13 protein-coding genes are annotated in these 15,832 nt (G+C 72.1%); 6 read left to right on the forward strand and 7 right to left on the reverse strand.

Annotated features, from left to right (window positions below):
- Positions 1–122: 122 nt before the first annotated feature.
- Positions 123–392 (reverse strand): DUF7455 domain-containing protein, encoded by a 270-nt coding sequence (locus tag HC031_RS15560; protein ID WP_240942534.1) that lies wholly within the window; start codon positions 390–392, stop codon positions 123–125.
- A gap of 1,185 nt (positions 393–1,577) precedes the next feature.
- On the opposite strand from HC031_RS15560, the gene HC031_RS15565 reads away from it, so the two are divergent.
- Positions 1,578–3,485 (forward strand): sensor histidine kinase, encoded by a 1,908-nt coding sequence (locus tag HC031_RS15565; RefSeq protein WP_167926006.1) that lies wholly within the window; start codon positions 1,578–1,580, stop codon positions 3,483–3,485.
- A 280-nt stretch (positions 3,486–3,765) separates the two neighbouring features.
- A complete protein-coding gene (locus tag HC031_RS15570) occupies positions 3,766–4,677 on the forward strand; it encodes an LPXTG cell wall anchor domain-containing protein (RefSeq protein WP_167926007.1) in 912 nt (303 codons plus the stop codon).
- Between the two features lie 91 nt (positions 4,678–4,768).
- Here HC031_RS15570 and HC031_RS15575 read toward each other — a convergent pair whose 3' ends face one another.
- The 3 genes from HC031_RS15575 to HC031_RS33150 all read right to left on the reverse strand — a co-directional run bounded on the left by HC031_RS15575 (position 4,769) and on the right by HC031_RS33150 (position 8,532).
- Positions 4,769–6,472: a VTT domain-containing protein gene (locus HC031_RS15575; RefSeq protein ID WP_167926008.1), complete on the reverse strand. Its 1,704-nt coding sequence runs from the start codon at positions 6,470–6,472 to the stop codon at positions 4,769–4,771.
- Between the two features lie 153 nt (positions 6,473–6,625).
- Positions 6,626–7,327, reverse strand: a complete 702-nt coding sequence (locus HC031_RS15580; RefSeq protein ID WP_167926009.1) for a response regulator — start codon at positions 7,325–7,327, stop codon at positions 6,626–6,628.
- Entirely contained in the window at positions 7,324–8,532 is a 1,209-nt protein-coding gene (locus HC031_RS33150) for a histidine kinase (RefSeq protein WP_167926010.1), read from the reverse strand. The genes HC031_RS15580 and HC031_RS33150 overlap by 4 nt, the downstream gene beginning before the upstream one ends.
- Positions 8,533–8,661: 129 nt before the next feature.
- Here HC031_RS33150 and HC031_RS15590 point away from each other — a divergent pair, with 129 nt between their 5' ends.
- Positions 8,662–9,267 (forward strand): class I SAM-dependent methyltransferase, encoded by a 606-nt coding sequence (locus HC031_RS15590; protein WP_338090675.1) that lies wholly within the window; start codon positions 8,662–8,664, stop codon positions 9,265–9,267.
- Positions 9,268–9,278: 11 nt separating this feature from the next.
- Here the strand turns inward: HC031_RS15590 and HC031_RS15595 are convergent, their stop codons facing one another.
- The 3 genes from HC031_RS15595 to HC031_RS15605 all read right to left on the reverse strand — a co-directional run bounded on the left by HC031_RS15595 (position 9,279) and on the right by HC031_RS15605 (position 12,481).
- Complete coding sequence (locus tag HC031_RS15595) at positions 9,279–10,001, reverse strand: hydrolase (RefSeq protein ID WP_167926011.1); 723 nt, start codon at positions 9,999–10,001, stop codon at positions 9,279–9,281.
- 261 nt (positions 10,002–10,262) lie between these two features.
- Entirely contained in the window at positions 10,263–10,967 is a 705-nt protein-coding gene (locus HC031_RS15600) for a response regulator transcription factor (protein ID WP_167926012.1), read from the reverse strand.
- Positions 10,964–12,481 carry an ATP-binding protein gene (locus HC031_RS15605; RefSeq protein WP_167926013.1) on the reverse strand — a complete coding sequence of 506 codons (1,518 nt, stop codon included), beginning with the start codon at positions 12,479–12,481 and terminating at the stop codon, positions 10,964–10,966. Before HC031_RS15605 ends, HC031_RS15600 begins: the two co-directional genes overlap by 4 nt.
- A gap of 285 nt (positions 12,482–12,766) precedes the next feature.
- Between HC031_RS15605 and HC031_RS15610 the strand changes: the two genes are divergently transcribed.
- The 3 genes from HC031_RS15610 to HC031_RS15620 are packed head-to-tail and all read left to right on the forward strand — an operon-like array spanning position 12,767 to position 15,138.
- Positions 12,767–13,864: a sensor histidine kinase gene (locus HC031_RS15610; protein WP_167926014.1), complete on the forward strand. Its 1,098-nt coding sequence runs from the start codon at positions 12,767–12,769 to the stop codon at positions 13,862–13,864.
- A 40-nt stretch (positions 13,865–13,904) separates the two neighbouring features.
- Entirely contained in the window at positions 13,905–14,504 is a 600-nt protein-coding gene (locus tag HC031_RS15615) for an NUDIX domain-containing protein (protein ID WP_338090676.1), read from the forward strand.
- Positions 14,446–15,138, forward strand: a complete 693-nt coding sequence (locus HC031_RS15620; RefSeq protein ID WP_167926015.1) for a hypothetical protein — start codon at positions 14,446–14,448, stop codon at positions 15,136–15,138. The genes HC031_RS15615 and HC031_RS15620 overlap by 59 nt, the downstream gene beginning before the upstream one ends.
- The last annotated feature ends 694 nt before the right edge of the window (positions 15,139–15,832 follow it).

The raw sequence follows: 15,832 nt of genomic DNA on the forward strand, positions 1-15,832 counted from the left end.
CGAATCTCGACGTAGCGAAACCCGACGTAGCGAAAGCGCCCCCGGAGAAAAGCCGATGGCCACGACGTCGTGGTGACGTCGTGGCCATCGGGAGGCTTACGCGGCTTACGTGCGGGTCAGGTCTACCAGGCGTAGGCGTCGGCCCGGTGTGCGCCGATGTAGTCGGATTCGACCTGGGCGCCGCGCCATTCGAATCCGGGCTCGAGGAAAACGCTCTCGGCCGTGGCGAGAATCGTCTCGGTGTAGCCGTTGGCGTGGTGACCGCAGAACGTGAGCTGTCGGCCGGAGGCGAGGACAAGGGCAAGCTTGGCGGCCGCTCCGCAGCGGTCACACGGCTCGGTCGACCCTGCCGCCACGCTCGACGCCGCGGAAACCATCAGGGACTGGGCCATCTCCATCGACTCCTCAACTCGTACCGCGGCGGCGAAGCCACCCGTATTCGCCGGTTACGAATAAGACGGTACGGATTCTGGTTTTTAATGGAAGTTCGTACCGGTTGGCATTTAGTCGCAGGCAGGTTGCCGGGTTTCCAGCCATTGCGGCTCGTGAATTGCCCGGCGCCCGCCAGCAGTGAGCAACGAATTCGCAACCGCGCGGCACCCGCCGGCACACCGGCCCCAGCGCACCCTAGGGGCAATCCGAGCAGGGCGCATTCCGACAGCCATCGAGTAGCCGACGACAGCCGTCACGCACCCGACGACAGCCGTGACGTAACGGCACGGCGCCCCCGGACCATCGGCCGCGCCGCCGGGCAGGAGACCTGAGTCCCTGCTCGGCGGCGCCCTCCAATCCCCCCGCGCCCGACCCGGCGCTCCCCCGGCACACGAGACCCGCGCGCCCTCTGCCGCCGGCTGTTCGGCAACCGTTTCGCAACCCGCTGGCACCCTGCGCGCACCGGGCGCGTCAGAGGGTAAGGCGGTCCGACCGGGCCGAGCCGGCACGAGCGTTGGCCCCGGACAGACGCCACCCCCCGACAGCGGATCGGATCACGACGTTGCGCCTGCCACCCCTCACCCCGCACGACACGATCGGCGTCCGGCGACCCACCAGCGGGCCGTACCGGCGACAGGCAAGCGCCGCCCGAACGGGAGTCACCGAAGCCGCGACCGGTCGCGGTCTCCGTACGTAGACGCACGTCGCATCGCCGCCCATCATGCTGGGCGACATCGGTCGTGCGGCCCAACGTCGATCGAGTACCCGGTCAGCGACGCTGTCCACAGGTGCCGCATCCCGACGCCGGTCGAGGCGTTATCTCCTCCGACCGCAGATGACGTAGGCCACGGTCGAGGGCGTCACGGCTCGCGCCGCCGCTGCGCGGCGCACCACCACAGGATCCGACAAATACGCGGAAAAACGGACTATCTTGTCGGTAAGCCGCGAAGCTTCGGCAGGGACAGGGGGAGACATGACAGCGATCCTGGTCGCAGATGACGAGCCAGACCTCCGCGATGTCGTCGCTCCCACCCTCAGACGGGTCGGGTACGGCGGCTCCCGATCGTTACGACCCGACTTATCCGTAACGGTCACGGCCGTACCTGCCCGGAACCGGGCGTAACGGCGACGAGGAGGCACACGTCATGAGCAAGGCCACCTCCGTCGCGCGCCGCCTCTACCGGGCCTTCGCGATGGTCATCCTGGTTCTCCTCATCACCGGCGTGATCGCGTCGTTCGCGGCGTGGCAGCAGTACCGGTCGGTCGACGCGCTCACCGGGCAGGTCATGCCCGAACGCCTGGCCAACTCCCGCGTGTTCCTCGAACTCATGGAATCGCAGCGCGGCATCTGCAACTACCTGCTCAACAACGACCCGGCCTTCGAGGACGTGTACCGCGACGACAAGCGCGAGTACCAGTTCGCGGCGCAGGAACTGCGCCGGACCACGATGCCCGAGGACCGGGCCGCGGTCGCTGTCGAGCTCGAACGGGCCGACGCCTGGTTCGCGATCGCCGGACGCCAGCGCCAGGTGCAGCCGGGCAGCGACGAGGACGTGTGCTTCGCCCACCAGGGCGGGCCGACGTTCGACCTGTTCCTGTCGAGCAACGCCCACCTGGACCGCACGCTCACCCACCGCGGCGACGTGCTGCGGGCCCGCACCCGTACGGCCGAGCTGACCGCGGCCGGCACGCTCATCGCCACGGCTGGGCTGGGCATCCTGGCCGCACTGATCGTCGCGGTGCGGACCGCCCGGCGCGTCAAGCGCATGTTCAAGGACGAGAAGAAGCATGCCCGAGCGCAGGCACGGGCGCAGGCGCGCGCCGAGGCGCGGGCACAGAGCAAGATGCGCGAGGCCGGGCTGCGGATCCGCGAGAACGTGTCGGTGGACGCCGCGCTGGACGCCGCCGCCCGCGTCCTCGGGCCCGCGTTCCGCGCCGACCTCGCGGTGGTCCGGCTCGCCGGCGCCGAGCACCAGGAGCAACGTACGGCCTGGTGGAGCGCCAGCGACCGGGACGGTGCGCGCCCCTTGAGCGCACAGCCCGTCTCCTGGCTCGCCGACCGGCACGCGCGCGGTGACGTATGGCGCAGCGGCGACGTGCGCACCGACCCCAACGGCGCGCCCGACTCCGAGCGCAAGGAACTGCTGGCCGCCGGAGCGGTCAGCGCGCTGACCGTTCCGTTCGGCGCCGGGCCGGTACCCGACGGTGCGATCACCCTGGTTCGCCGCACGGACGACGCCCCCTGGCTGCCGGCCGAGGTCGAAGCGGCCGGACAGGTCGCCAGCGACGTGTCGCGCTGGGTGCAGCAGAGCCACCTGTACGAGCGCGAGCAGCGTCTCGAAGCCCAGCTGCGGGACCTGGACCGGTCGAAGGACATCTTCCTGTCGACCGTCTCGCACGAGCTGCGCACGCCCCTGACCAGCATCAGCGGGTTCGTGGAGCTGCTGGCCGACACCGCCTCCGGGCCGCTCACCGACGACCAGCGGCACATGCTGGCCATCGTGGAGCGCAACACCAACCGGCTGCGGGGCATGATCGAGGACCTGCTCACGCTGTCGCGCATCGAGACCGGCACCCTCCGGACCGTCCGGGAATCGACCGACGTCACGGAGCTGGTCGACCACGCTGTACGGAGCGTCGCGGCGCCGCCCGACGTGAACGTGTACACGCACTGCCCGCCCAAGTCGATGGTCGCCGACGTGGACCCGCACCAGATCGAGCGGGTACTGACCAACCTGCTGTCCAACGCCGTGAAGTTCACGCCGGCCGGCGGCGAGGTGGTGGTGTCGGTCCGCGAGGACGGCAACCATGTGGTGCTGACCGTCTCCGACACCGGCATCGGCATCCCCCACGACGAGCAGGCGGAGCTGTTCACCCGGTTCTTCCGCGCGTCGAACGCGGTGGAGGCGTCGATCCCGGGCACCGGTCTGGGCCTGACGATCGTGCGCAACATCGTCGCCAACCACGACGGCGAGGTGAAGCTGCGGTCGGAGCCGGGCGAGGGCACGACCGTGACGGTCCGGCTGCCACGCGAGCGGGTGTACGCCGCCTGACCGCAGCCCTTCACGAACCAGCTCGGACCGCGCCGCACCCGGCGCGGTCCGCTGTTTTTCGCGCCCCGGAAGCCGCCCAACACGATGACGATGCGCCTCTATTCCAGACACGTACGGTCACCGAGGCGGTGCCATTATGGCCAAAGGGCGAGGTTTCGCGTCATCCGTTCGGGTGAAGCTAAAGTACTAATAGGACAATTGATCATATACGGGTGTCACACCAGCGGCCCCAACGGCGCTACATCGATGTTGTTTCCCGCTTCTCCGGAGGAACCCCTCGATGCGCCTTCTCCGCTCCGGCATCCTCGCCACCGCGGTCGGAGTTGCCTGTCTCTCGTTCGCCACCCCCGCGTGGGCGACGGCCGGCACCCACCTGTCCAACACCCCCATGAACAATTCCCACGGTGACCCGAAGGGCGCCAACGGAACGGTCAAGATCGACGATGTACCCGTCGACGACAGCATCCGGAACGATCCCCACGTCAGCTGCGACTTCGCGGTCAAGTTCTTCAACTTCGACAACGATCAGCACGCCAACATCATCTTCACCCTGCAGCCGCCCACCGGGAAGGGCACGGAGCTGCTGCGCCGCAACAACGTGCTGATCAGCAAGGACCCGGCCGGCGGTGGCAAGCCCGACCCCGACGAGGTCTTCACCTTCTCCGCGAGCGACCTCGGGCTCGCCGCCTACACCCCGCACCCGAAGCAGGGCTACCACGTCAAGCTGACGGTCGAGATCATCGGCGCGCCGGGCAACGGCAAGCACAAGGTGTTCTGGGTCGGGCCGTGCGGAGCGGGCCAGGCGTCGCCCCCACCGTCGAGCGGTGGCGGCTCCAACGGCGGTGGCCACGACTGCGACTCCGACCACAACGGCAACAAGGGCGACGACAAGGACCACGACTGCAACAGCGGTGGCGGGAACAACGGAGGTGGCAACAACGGCGGCGGTAGTGGCGGCGGCACCACGCCCTCGCCGAGCACCCAGCCGAGCCGGCCGAGCACCCAGCCGGGCCAGCCGAGCCAGCCGGGCGCCCACCCGAGTTCGGGCTCGCCGACGCCGGTCAGCCTGTCCGGCTCGCTGCCCACGACGGGCACGACCGTCGCGGGCGTGGTCGCGCTCGGACTCGCCCTCGTCGCCGCGGGCGTCGCGGTTCTCGCCGTGCGTCGCCGCGCGCTGAAGTTCAAGGTCTGACCCTCGGGCGACCACGTGCGACTACCCGACGGGTAGGCACCCCCATAGATAGGCGCCGCCGGCGGTGATCCCCCACCGCCGGCGGCGTCCGTCAGCGCACCGGGCCGTCGGCTCCGCCATGGACGGGTTGGGCGTGTCGCAGCTGAGCCACCAGGTCCGTCAGCTCACGCAGGGCGGCGGGGTCGTAGCGGCGGCCGGCCGTGTCGACCACCTCTGACACCCCCGCCAGCAGGTGCCACGCGCGTTCGATCTCACCCAGCTGGGCGAGAGCCTGCGCGGCGAGCCAGTCACAGTACTCCGGCCGCGCTCCGGCGCCGCGCAACTGCTCGCTCAGGGCCAGGCAGACCTCGTCGAGGCCGGCGGCGAGCACCAGGCGGGCGAGGAAGTCGGTGGCCTGCAGCCATTCCGGCGTACCGGGAAAGAGCTCACGCACCGTTTCGAACGTGTCGACGGCGGCCTGGCGCCGGCCGGCCCCGACGAGGCTACGTCCCAGGTCGAGCAGGGTACGCGCGACCACGGCGGGCTCCGCCGTGGCGGTCCCCGCGGCCAGCGCGTCGAGCTGGGCCTGTGCCAGCTCGGCGTTGCGGACCGACTTCGCCGCTCGGACGGCCGGTTCCGCGTAGCCCAGGTGCGCCATCCGGATCGTCGAACGCGGTGCGACGCGGACCCTGGCCGGCCCGGTCCGGCCGACCAACTGCTCGTGCACCCGTCCGGACCACTGTGCGGTGTCGGGCCGGTAGAGCGCGCCGGACTGGTGCGTGTACGGCACCTCGTCATGCAGGTTGTCGATGTCCACCCGCACGACGTCCGCGTCGGTACGCGACAGCAGCTCCACCAGGGCGTCCCGGTCGGCCACCAGCCGGTTGTCCGCGTCGATCGCCAGTACCCACTCGGCCGACCAACCCTCCACGGCGGCGTTGCGGGCGGCGGCGAAGTCGTCGTTCCACGTCGCGTGCGCGACCGTGGCCCCGAGCTCGGCCGCGAGCTCCGGGGTGCCGTCGATCGAGCCGGTGTCGAGGACGTGGATCTCATCGACGACACCGGCGAGGGATGCGAGACAGTCGGGAAGGTTGTCCCGCTCGTCCCGCACGATGAGAGCGGCCGCGAGGAAGGGCCGCGGCGAGTCGCTGGTCACGTCCACGGCATCGGCCGGCGAACCCGTTTCGTGAGGGGTTCGCGCGCGGCGGTCGTACGCTCTCCGGCGGGCCCGCCATCGGGCGAGGAGCACCAGGCCCACGGCCATGGCAACGGCGGCGAGCGTACCGACCGGGCCCACCGTGCCGATCACCTGGCGGTAGGACGCCCCGGCGAGGTACCCGGCCAGGACGGTGCCGGGCACCCAGACGGCCACGCCGACGGCGTTGAAGAACAGGAACCGCGCATAGCCGACTCCGGCGGCGCACGCCAGGCGCGGTACCAGAGTCCGGACGAACGCGACCCACCTGCCGGCCGTGACGGCGGTCCCACCACCCTGCCGGATCATCGCCTCCGCCCGGCGCCACCGCTGCGTGCCGACCCGGCGGGCCAGCCACCCCTCCCGCAGGCGGCGCCCCCACAGGCGCCCTTCCCAGTACCCGAGGGAGTCGCCGGCCAGCGCACCGGCCGTGGTGGTGACGAGCGCGAGCCACAGGGAGAGGCGCCCGGCGTGCGCCAACGCGCCGACGGTGAGCATGATCGAGGCGGCCGGCACGAACAGTCCACACAGGAGGCCGACCTCGGCGGCCAGTAGCAGGGCGGCGATCAGGTACACCCAGCCGGGCGGAAGCTCGGCGATCCTGCTGATGAGCGTGTGCATGGCGGCGACTCCGATGCGGACGGTGCGTAGGCGGCCCGGCGGGCCACGTCTTTCACCGTCGCTGTCGGCGGCCGCGCGGACCTCCTGCCGCCGGCCCGATCCGCTCCTGCGAGTGGCCGCAGAACAAGCCGTGATCCTGAAGACTTTGTGGGCCTATGGCCCCGCGAACTCTTCAGGATCATGACGGACCCGGAAGTCGTCGTCGACCAGGCCGAGCCGGTGGGCGGCGACCGCCGCCTGGACCCGGTTGCGCAGTCCCAGCTTGACCATCGCGGCCGACACGTGGGTCTTGACCGTGGTCACTCCGAGGTGCAGGGCGCGCCCGATCTCGGCGTTGGACAGGCCCGCCCCGACCAGCGCCAACACCTGCCGCTCCCGGGTGGTCAGCGCGCTGAGCGTCGCCGGCGCTGCCGGGTGGCCGGCCGTACTCTGCTCGTGCGCCTGCAGCGCCCGGCCGACGATGCGGGCGAGCACCCGTGGGGCGAGCAACGGCTCCCCCTGCCCGGCGCGCGCCACCGCCTCCAGCATGGCGGTCGGCTCGCCGTCCTTGACGAGGTACCCGACCGCCCCCGCCTGCAGCGCGCCGTACACCTCGGCGTCGTCGTCGAACGTCGTCAGCATGACCACGCGCGTCGCGGGGAGCGCGGTCACGATGCGCCGCGTCGCCTCGACACCGTCCACGCGGGGCATCCGGATGTCCATGAGGACGACGTCGGGGCGCAGCCGCTCGGCGAGGCGCACCGCCTCGTGCCCGTCGGCCGCCTCACCGACGACCTCGTGCCCGGCCGCCCGCAGCAGCGCGGTGACCCCGGCGCGGACCAGCGCCTGGTCGTCGACGACGAGGACCCGGATCACGCGTCCACCCGCAGGGGTAGCCACATGCTCAGCCGCCACCCGCCGGCGCCGGTGGGGCCGGCGGTGAGCGCACCGCCGAGCACCGCGGCGCGCTCCCGCATTCCGGTCAGCCCGTACCCGGACGCCGGAAGCGGGGGGCGGTCCCCCACCGGTCCCGAGTCGGCCACCTCGACCCGCAGCGCCTGGTCGTCCACACCGACCCAGGTCCGTACCGTCGCGCCCGGGCCGGCGTGCTTCAGCGCGTTGGTCAGCGCCTCCTGTACCACGCGCGCCGCCGTCACGCGTACCGCCAGCGGCGCCTGCGCGCAGCGGTCGTCGATCCGCGCGTCGATGTCCAGCCCGGACACCCGGCCGCGCTCCACCGCGTCGACGATCATCGCCTCGGGCTCCACGGTCAGGCCGGCACCGTTCCCGTTACTCCCCCGGTCGTCCGGGGCCTCCGACTCGCGCAGGGCCCGCAGCAGTTCGTGCAGTTCGGCGAGGGCCTGGCCGGCGGTGTGGCGGATCCCCTCCAGCGCCCGCACCGCCTCGTCGCGGCCGCGCGCCTCACTGTCGGCGTGGGCGGCGGCGAACTGCGCCGTCCCGGCGTGGACGGCGATCGCCGAGACGTGGTGCGCGACGATGTCGTGCAGGTCGCGGGCGAGGTGGGCGCGCTCCGCCAGCCGCGCCGCGCGGGTCTCGGCCACCCGGCGCCGCTCGGCGTCGCGGGCCCGCTCCTCGGCCACCCGGGCGGCCTGCCGCACCCCACGCAGGTAGCGGCCGAACGCCACCGGAGCGGCGAGGAACACGCCGATCACGACGATCCGCACCACGCCCTGCGACCCGGTCAGCAACATGGCGCTGGTCGTCCTGGCGATGTTGACCAGGCTCAGCGCGTACACCAGGAGCCACGCGGCCACCGTCGACGACCACCGGTGCCGGTACGCCACGACCCCCAGCGCGACGGTGACGGACAGCGCGGGAAGGTTGGCCGCGGGCGGCACCGACAGTTCGGCGGCGGCTGCGAGCGCGCACTCCGCCAGGAGCACCCGGAACGGCGCGTGGCGCACGAAGCCGAGGGCCACTGCCGCGGCACCGACCAGCACCACCCGCGCGACATGCTGGTCGGTCCGCACGCCGACGACCATGTCCGTGATCCCGTAGCCGGCCGCGACCACACCGATGGCCACGTCGAGCCGCAACCCGCGGATCCGGTGACTGCGCACGCCGCAACGATACGAAGCGCGGGCCACCGCGGGGGTCCGTCCACTGGCCGGCCGGCCTCCTCCCACCGGCCGGTGGTGCGGCTTCCCGCACGATGACCGGCATCGGGCACGATCCGTAACGTCGCGATCGTGATCGATGTCGCGAAGGATTTCCTGTCCGAGCTGGCGCGCCACCCGCTCACCGTCGGTGCGATCGCGCCCAGCAGCGAGTTCCTCGCCACTCGGATCGTCGCGCCGGTCCCCTTGCGCGGGGATCCCGTCGTGGTGGAGCTCGGACCGGGCACCGGCGTTTTCACCGACCGTATTCAACAGCGGCTGGCCGGCCGCGGGCGGCACATCGCGATCGAGGTCAACCGCCGCTTCGCCGATCGGCTGGTCCGCCGTCGCCCGGCGGTCGACGTCGTGATCGGCGACGCCGCGGCGATCGGCGGTGTCCTCGCCGACCGGGGCTGTCGGACGGCCGATGTCGTGGTCAGTGGACTTCCGTGGGCGCTTTTCCCACCGGCCCGCCAGCAGCGCACGCTGGACGCGATCGCGGCGGCGCTCGCCCCGGCCGGGGTGTTCAGCACCTTCGCGTACGTACACGCGCTGTGGACGCCGACCGCCCGCCGTCTACGGCGCGCCCTGTGCGCGCGGTTCGAGGAGGTCGTGATGGAGCGTACGGTGTGGGCGAACCTTCCACCGGCCACCGTCTACCACTGCCGCCGCCCGGTCCACTCCCCGGGCGCCGCGTGACCGGTACCCCGTCAGCCTCCGACCGGGGCCAGGTCGCCGCTCACCTGCTCGACGTGCCGCCACCGGCCCACCTCGTCGGCCCTGCGCGCGTCGCTCGCGGCGACCAGCCGTACGCCGTCGGCCGCGAACAGCCGGGCCAGCCGCTTCGACGGCGCCTGGTGCCGCTCGCTGATCTCGACCTGGGTGTTGGTACGGCGGCACATCGCGGTCAGCTCGCCGAGCGCCGCGCTGTCGAGGTCCGTGTCGCCGAGTCCGGCCCGCTGCAGGAACGCCAGCGGCCGGGCGAGCCGCGTCGGCGCGTACCGGCTGACCCGCTCGATGGCGCGGGAGGAGACGGTCACCAGCATCTCGACGACATCGGCGGGGGCCAGGGCGCCCGCGTCGAGCAGGCCGCGGACGGCTTCGGGTCCGGCGAGGCCGGACGACATGGGCAGCGCGCCCACGGCGACGGACACCATGTCGAGCCCGCCGAGGTCGGCCGGGAAGGCCAGCCAGCCGTCGGTACCGATCGCCTCGACCTCGATGCCGGCGCGCAGCACCACTTCGGTACGGCGCCGGGCGCGCTGGATCGACGCGAGGTACGACGGCAGCCAGCGGGTCTCCGGGCCGGCCTCGTCGCAGAAGACCACTTCGGTCAGGCCGATCTGCTCGGCAGCGGCCACGAGGATGCTGACACTGTCGCGGCCCGCGGCGAACGCGGTGTGTACGTGGCCGTCCACGGTGAGGTCGAGCATGCTGGCTGCCTTCGGGTCAGTGCCGGCGAGCACCTGGTGGGCACGCGTCGGCGAGCGCGGATCTGGTCGAGCCAGGCGCGCACCCGCAAGGTACGGCCGCGCGCCGTCCCCCCATGGTGCGACCGGGGAGACGGCGGCGCCGGTGCTACTCGGTTGTACTGCCGTTGCGGACGCAACGGCCCGATTGGCGCTGTCGTTGCATCCGTGGACGGCTCAATTGCGCTGTCGTTGCGTCCGTAGACGGCCCCGATTCCGGGCGGTCTACTCGGCGGCCCGCTCCATGGCCGGCCGCCGGTACCGGTACCCGAAGCCGCGCACCGACTCGATCGGCGAGGCCTCCGGGTCGGTCCAGCCGAGCTTGCGCCGCAGCCGCAGGACCGCGAACTTCACCCGCTCCGGCCCGATACCCGTCGGGTCGTCCCAGGCCTGAGCCAGCAGCTGGTTGGGCGACAGGACCGCGCCGACATGCCGTACGAGCACGTTGAGCAGGCGGAACTCGGTCGGCGTGAGCCGGACCTCCTCGCCGTCGACGTACGTGCGCCGCGCGGCCGGGTCGATGCGCAGCACCCCGTCGTCGTAGACCTCGTCGGCCCACGACGCGGCCCCGGCGGCCCGCCGCAGCAGCGCCTCCACCCTGGCCACCAGCTCCGCGTTCGTGAACGGCTTGGTGAGGTAGTCGTCGGCGCCGCCACGCAGGCCGCGTACCTTGTCCGACTCCTGACCGTGCGCGGTCAGCAGCAGAACGGGCACGTCACTGACGTCGCGCAGCCGCTCGAGCACCTGCCAGCCATCCATGCCGGGCAGTCCGATGTCAAGAATGACCAGTTCCGGGCGCTCGGTGTACGCGTCGCGCAGACCGGCCCTCCCGTCCTTGGCATGGGCGACCTGGTGTCCGGCCCGGGTGAGCAGCAGGCGCAGCGCCAGCGCGATGTCCGGGTCGTCTTCCACCACCAGAAGTCGACTCATCCTCCCCCTCCGTCCTTGATGCGAGGACGCGCCGGCAGTGACACAGTCACGGTCGTACCGACGCCTTCTGTACTGACGACGTCGATGACGCCGCCGTGAAGTTCGACGATGGCCTGGCTGATCACCAGGCCGAGTCCAGCTCCCGAGGTGCCCGCCCACGCGGCGGCCCCGACGTTCGAGGCGCGGAAGAACGGGCTGAACAGCTTCGGCTGCTCCTCCGCCGGAATCCCGATGCCGGTGTCGGAGACCGCCATCCGCCACCCGTCCGGTAGCGGGCGGGCGACGACGTCGATCCGCCCACCGGAGGGGGTGAACGCGAGCGCGTTGGCCAGTACGTTGCCGAGCACCTGGTGTACCCGGGCCTCGTCGCACGTCAGCTCGGGACCGTCGACGGCGTCGAGCGTCAGGTGGATCTCGGCGGCTTCGGCCGCGAGCCGGCGTTCGGACACGACCGCTTCGAGCATCTCGGGTACGCGTACCGCGGCCATCGTCAGCGGCAGCGTGCCCGCCTGAAGCCGGGACAGGGTCAGCAGCTCCTCGATGAGGCGCAGCAGCCGGTTGGCGTTGCGGTCGATCACGTCGAGGTAGGTGCGCTGTTCCTCGGTGAGGTTGCCGCTGCCGGGGTCGCCGAGCAGGTGCGCGAACGCGACCACGGCGGACAGCGGCCCGCGCAGCTCGTGGGCGACGGTGGGCACGAACGAGTTCTCGGGCGCGGCGGTCAGCCTTCCAGCCGCCGGGGCCGGCCCGCTGTTCGACGTGCTCGCCCGCAGCCGCGCCAGTTCGTCGCGCAGCACCCGCTCGGTCGCCCGCTGCGCGGTGACGTCGACGCCGAGGTACGCCACGGCGCCGACCTGGGGGTCGTCGAGGAGCGGCCGGACCGTCACCTCGAGGGTGCGCCACTCGCCGCTCGCGGTGCGCACCCGCAGGTCGAACGGCCCGTCCGTGGGCCGTCCGGCGTACGCGTCGAGGATCGACGCCACGGCGACGGCCTGGTCGTCAGGGTGCACCAGCTCCAACGGGGAGATCGGCGGCGGGCACTGCCGGTCGTACCCGAGCACCTGCGTGAACTCGTCGGACAGGGCGACCCAGCCGGCCGGCGCGTCGACCAGCACCACGATGGCCCGGTCGGCGGCGAGCAGCGACCGCCCGAGCGGGTCGACCGGCATGGCCCGGTCGGCCGGCAGCGCCGGGCAGGCCTGCCTAAGGCAGCGGTCGGCGGCCTCCGCGATCTTCTCGGCGGCCGGCAGCGCTTCGGCGTAGGCGAAGTCGTCGGTGGCACGGAACCGCAGCGCGAGCCGCCACCGCGCCGGTCCGACCGGGATCCCGGCGGCGTGGGCTCCGGTCGTGGGCTCCAGGACCGCGTCGCGTACGCCGGGAAGCAGCGCGCGCAGGTCGTTGACCAGTCGTTGGACCTCGACCAGGCTGTTGGCGCGCTCCGCCCGGGCAACCAGGGCACGCACGGCGGGCGGGGTCAGCTCCACTCCCGCCACGCGATCGCCCGTATAGCCACGCACGGTCCTCCTCACCGGCTCGCCGACCGCCGCTTTACGCGATCGATCAACACCATTACTCTGGGTACTCGCCATCAAACGCTGCGTCAATAGTTGTACGCTAATGTTTGAGATTAGTACGAGATGTCAGAATTGTGCGGGAGGTTCGGGTTGGTGGCGTGCGCGTCGGGGAATGAAGGCCCCCCGATCGGGGCGTCGGCCGCCGAGCCCGCCCCCGGAGCCGCCGATTCAGCCGGCTCAACCGGCTCCCCTGCCGGCCCGCCCGCGCGGCCGGGCACCGTACCGGCCATGGACCCCGACGGCCTCATGCGCATCATCGAATCGCTCAACGTCGCGGTCCTGGTCGAGGACGAGCACCGCCGCGTCGTCCTCGCCAACGGAGCGTTCGTCGAACTGTTCTCCCTGGGCATCAGGCCGGAACGGCTGCGCGGCGCCGCCGCGGGAGCCAGCGGCTCGCCACTGGCGCGCCTCTACCTGGACGCGGGCGACGTCGAGCGGCGTACGGAAGCCGCCATCCGCCACGCCCGGCCCCTGCGCGGCGAGGAGATTCCCCTGATCGACGGTCGGGTGCTCGAACGCGACTTCGTCCCCGTCATGCTGGACGGCTCCCACCTCGGGTTCCTGTGGATCTTCCGCGACATCACCGCACAGGCCCAGATCCGCCGGGGGCTGGAAGAGCGGGCCAGGATGCTCGCCGAACTGTCGGCGCTGAAGACCGAGTTCATCGGCGTCATCTCCCACGAACTGCGCACCCCGCTCGCCTCGATCAACACCTTCGCGCCGCTGCTGGAGGACGGCACGGCGCTGTCCGGGGACGAGCGGACCGCGGCGACCGTCGCCATCCGGCGCAACGCCGATCGCATGCAAGCCCTGGTCGCCGACCTGATCCTGCTGGCGAAGCTGGAGTCCCGCGAACTGGCCATCGACGACGACCCGATCGACGTACCGGCGCTCGTGCGCGACGCCGTCGCGGCACTGCGCGGCGGCACGGCCGGCGCACCCGACACCCGGTCCGTGGAGCTGCGCCTCGAGCTGCCCGACGGTCCCCGCCTGACCGGCGACGCGGCGCTGCTGTCCCAACTGGTCGAAACCGCCGTCGGCGTACTCGTGGCGGGCAGCGCCGCCGGCGCCGAGGTGGTCGTCCGCGCCCAACCTCTGGACACCCGGTGGCGGCTGACCGTGGAGACCTCGGCCGCCGACGCCGCCACCACGGAGCGTCTACTGTCGACCCGGCTACCCCATCCGGACGCCGACGGCGAGAGCCGGACCGCCGCGCTGGCCGTGATGCTCGCCCGCGCCATCGCGGCCCGGCACGGCGGGGAACTGTCCATCCAGGCCGGCCAGCCGGGCGCGACCGTGATGGTGGACCTGCCGATCCGCGGCTGACGCGACGCGGGGCGCGCCGGGCCGGCGTAGCCTCCGGTGGGTGACAACTCCCGCTGGTGACTACACCGCGACGCTGCCGCGCAAGCGGATGGGGTCGGCCGCCCTGCTGCGCGACCACGACGGTCGGATCCTGCTGGTCGAGCCCACGTACAAGGACTACTGGGAGTTGCCCGGCGGCGCCGTCGACGGCGACGAGTCGCCGTACGAAGCGGTAACGCGCGAGCTGAAGGAAGAGCTCGGCCTGACGCTGACGCTGGGCAGGCTGCTGGCCGTCGACTGGGTGCCACCGTGCGCCGGGCGCACCGAGGGCGTCATGTTCGTCTACGACGGCGGCGTGCTCAACCGGGCGGCGACCGACGCGATCCGCCTGCCCGCCGAGGAGTTGCGTGGCTGGGCGTGGTCGACGCCTGACGAGGCGCAGCAGCGGCTGTCGCCGCTGCTGGCCCGCCGCGCCGCCGCCGCCGTGGATGCTGTGAGCGGCGGAGGCACCCCGGCTGCTCGCCCACGCCACCGCCAGTCGCGACCACGCCCCGGCCGACCACGTCGCGCCGGCCGCGGCGCGGCTGGCGCGGGCGTACTGCGTGGCCACCCAACTGCTGATCAAACTGCACGACGACGGCATCGCCTGGTCCACAGCTGACCGCGCAGTGCAGGCCGCCCGCGCCAGCGGCGACCCACTAATCACCGCCGAGGCGACGCGACTGGCCGCGACCGTGCTTCGCCGCGGCCGCCACCACGACGGCGCGCAGCGCCTCGTGCTGCAAGCCGCCTACCAGCTCGACGCCGACACCGGCCTGACCGACTCTCGCGAGACCGCCCTGTACGGGCAGCTGCTCGCCGCCGCTGCCTACACCGCGGCAACCCACCGTGACACCGCCTGGACCCTACTCGGCGAGGCCGAAGACGCCGTCCACCGCGCCGACCTGGGTGCGAATCCGTTCAAACCGCTCGACCTGGCCGTCTACAAGATCAGCGTCGCTCGGGTGCTCGGCGACTACGGCGCCGCCGTCGACTACGCCCGCAGGGTCGACCCGACCCGCATCACCGCCGCCGAGCGCCGCGCCCGCTACTGGGAAGACACCGCGCTGGCCCTGCACGGTCGCGGCCGGCCGGCTGGTGCTTTCCAGGCCCTGCTCGCCGCTGAGCACGACACTCCCCAGGAAGTCCGCTACCGGCCCTGGGCGCAGCACCTGACCCAGGCACTCATGTCCGCCGACACCCGCGGCGGCCTGCCGGGCATCCGCGACTTCGCCCAACGCATCGGCGTCGCCTGACAAATCCTGTATCGGATAAGAGCGTGTTATCCGGTACATGGCTGGTAGCTGGCCGACGTGACTACGACCGCCCCGAACGCGACTCACGCCGGTTTTCCGGTGCATCACCTCCGGCGGCCGGCACAACCCCCAACGGTGCGCACGGCCGTCGACACGTTCCTATCCGTCCCGTGCTGCGACAACCGCAACGCTCGCCTCGATCGAGCGACTGCTGACCTGACTCGACATTCCACTCTGCGAGAAGACCCTGTGGCGGACGTTTCACGAAACCGCCGCCCGTACCTCGGAGATGCTCGCGTTGACCATCGAAGACCCAGACCTGGACGCCCGACGCGCGCCCGTGCGACGCAAGGGCGGCAAGACTGAACACGTGTATTGGTCGACCAGCACCGCCCACCTGCTGCCAAGGCTCATTCGCGGGCCGGTGTTCCTGTCCGAACGCGACCCGGCTGTCACCCGAATCGGGTACCACGGGCACACCGCAACCGTCCCGCATCCTGCCTGCATCCGGCCGGCTGCCGTGCCCACCCAGCCTCGAATGAGCGCACGGCCGCCCGGAGCCGTACGCGAGGCACCGGAGGTAAGCCATGGCTCGACCACTCACGCGCGTGCTGTACACGCTGCTCGCCGCGTCCGCCGCGGGAGCCGTCGCGCTCGGCGGCACACCGGCGTTCGCGGTGGCGTCGAGCACGGT

It is taken from the genome of Planosporangium thailandense (assembly GCF_011947195.1).
Taxonomy (GTDB): Bacteria; Actinomycetota; Actinomycetes; order Mycobacteriales; family Micromonosporaceae; genus Planosporangium; species Planosporangium thailandense.

Bases quoted from the DNA above. Each gene is read 5' to 3' on its own strand.
- HC031_RS15560 (WP_240942534.1), bottom strand. From the start codon at position 392: ATGGCCCAGTCCCTGATGGTTTCCGCGGCGTCGAGCGTGGCGGCAGGG.
- HC031_RS15565 (WP_167926006.1), top strand. From the start codon at position 1,578: ATGAGCAAGGCCACCTCCGTCGCGCGCCGCCTCTACCGGGCCTTCGCG.
- HC031_RS15570 (WP_167926007.1), top strand. From the start codon at position 3,766: ATGCGCCTTCTCCGCTCCGGCATCCTCGCCACCGCGGTCGGAGTTGCC.
- HC031_RS15575 (WP_167926008.1), bottom strand. From the start codon at position 6,472: ATGCACACGCTCATCAGCAGGATCGCCGAGCTTCCGCCCGGCTGGGTG.
- HC031_RS15595 (WP_167926011.1), bottom strand. From the start codon at position 10,001: ATGCTCGACCTCACCGTGGACGGCCACGTACACACCGCGTTCGCCGCG.
- HC031_RS15600 (WP_167926012.1), bottom strand. From the start codon at position 10,967: ATGAGTCGACTTCTGGTGGTGGAAGACGACCCGGACATCGCGCTGGCG.
- HC031_RS15610 (WP_167926014.1), top strand. From the start codon at position 12,767: ATGGACCCCGACGGCCTCATGCGCATCATCGAATCGCTCAACGTCGCG.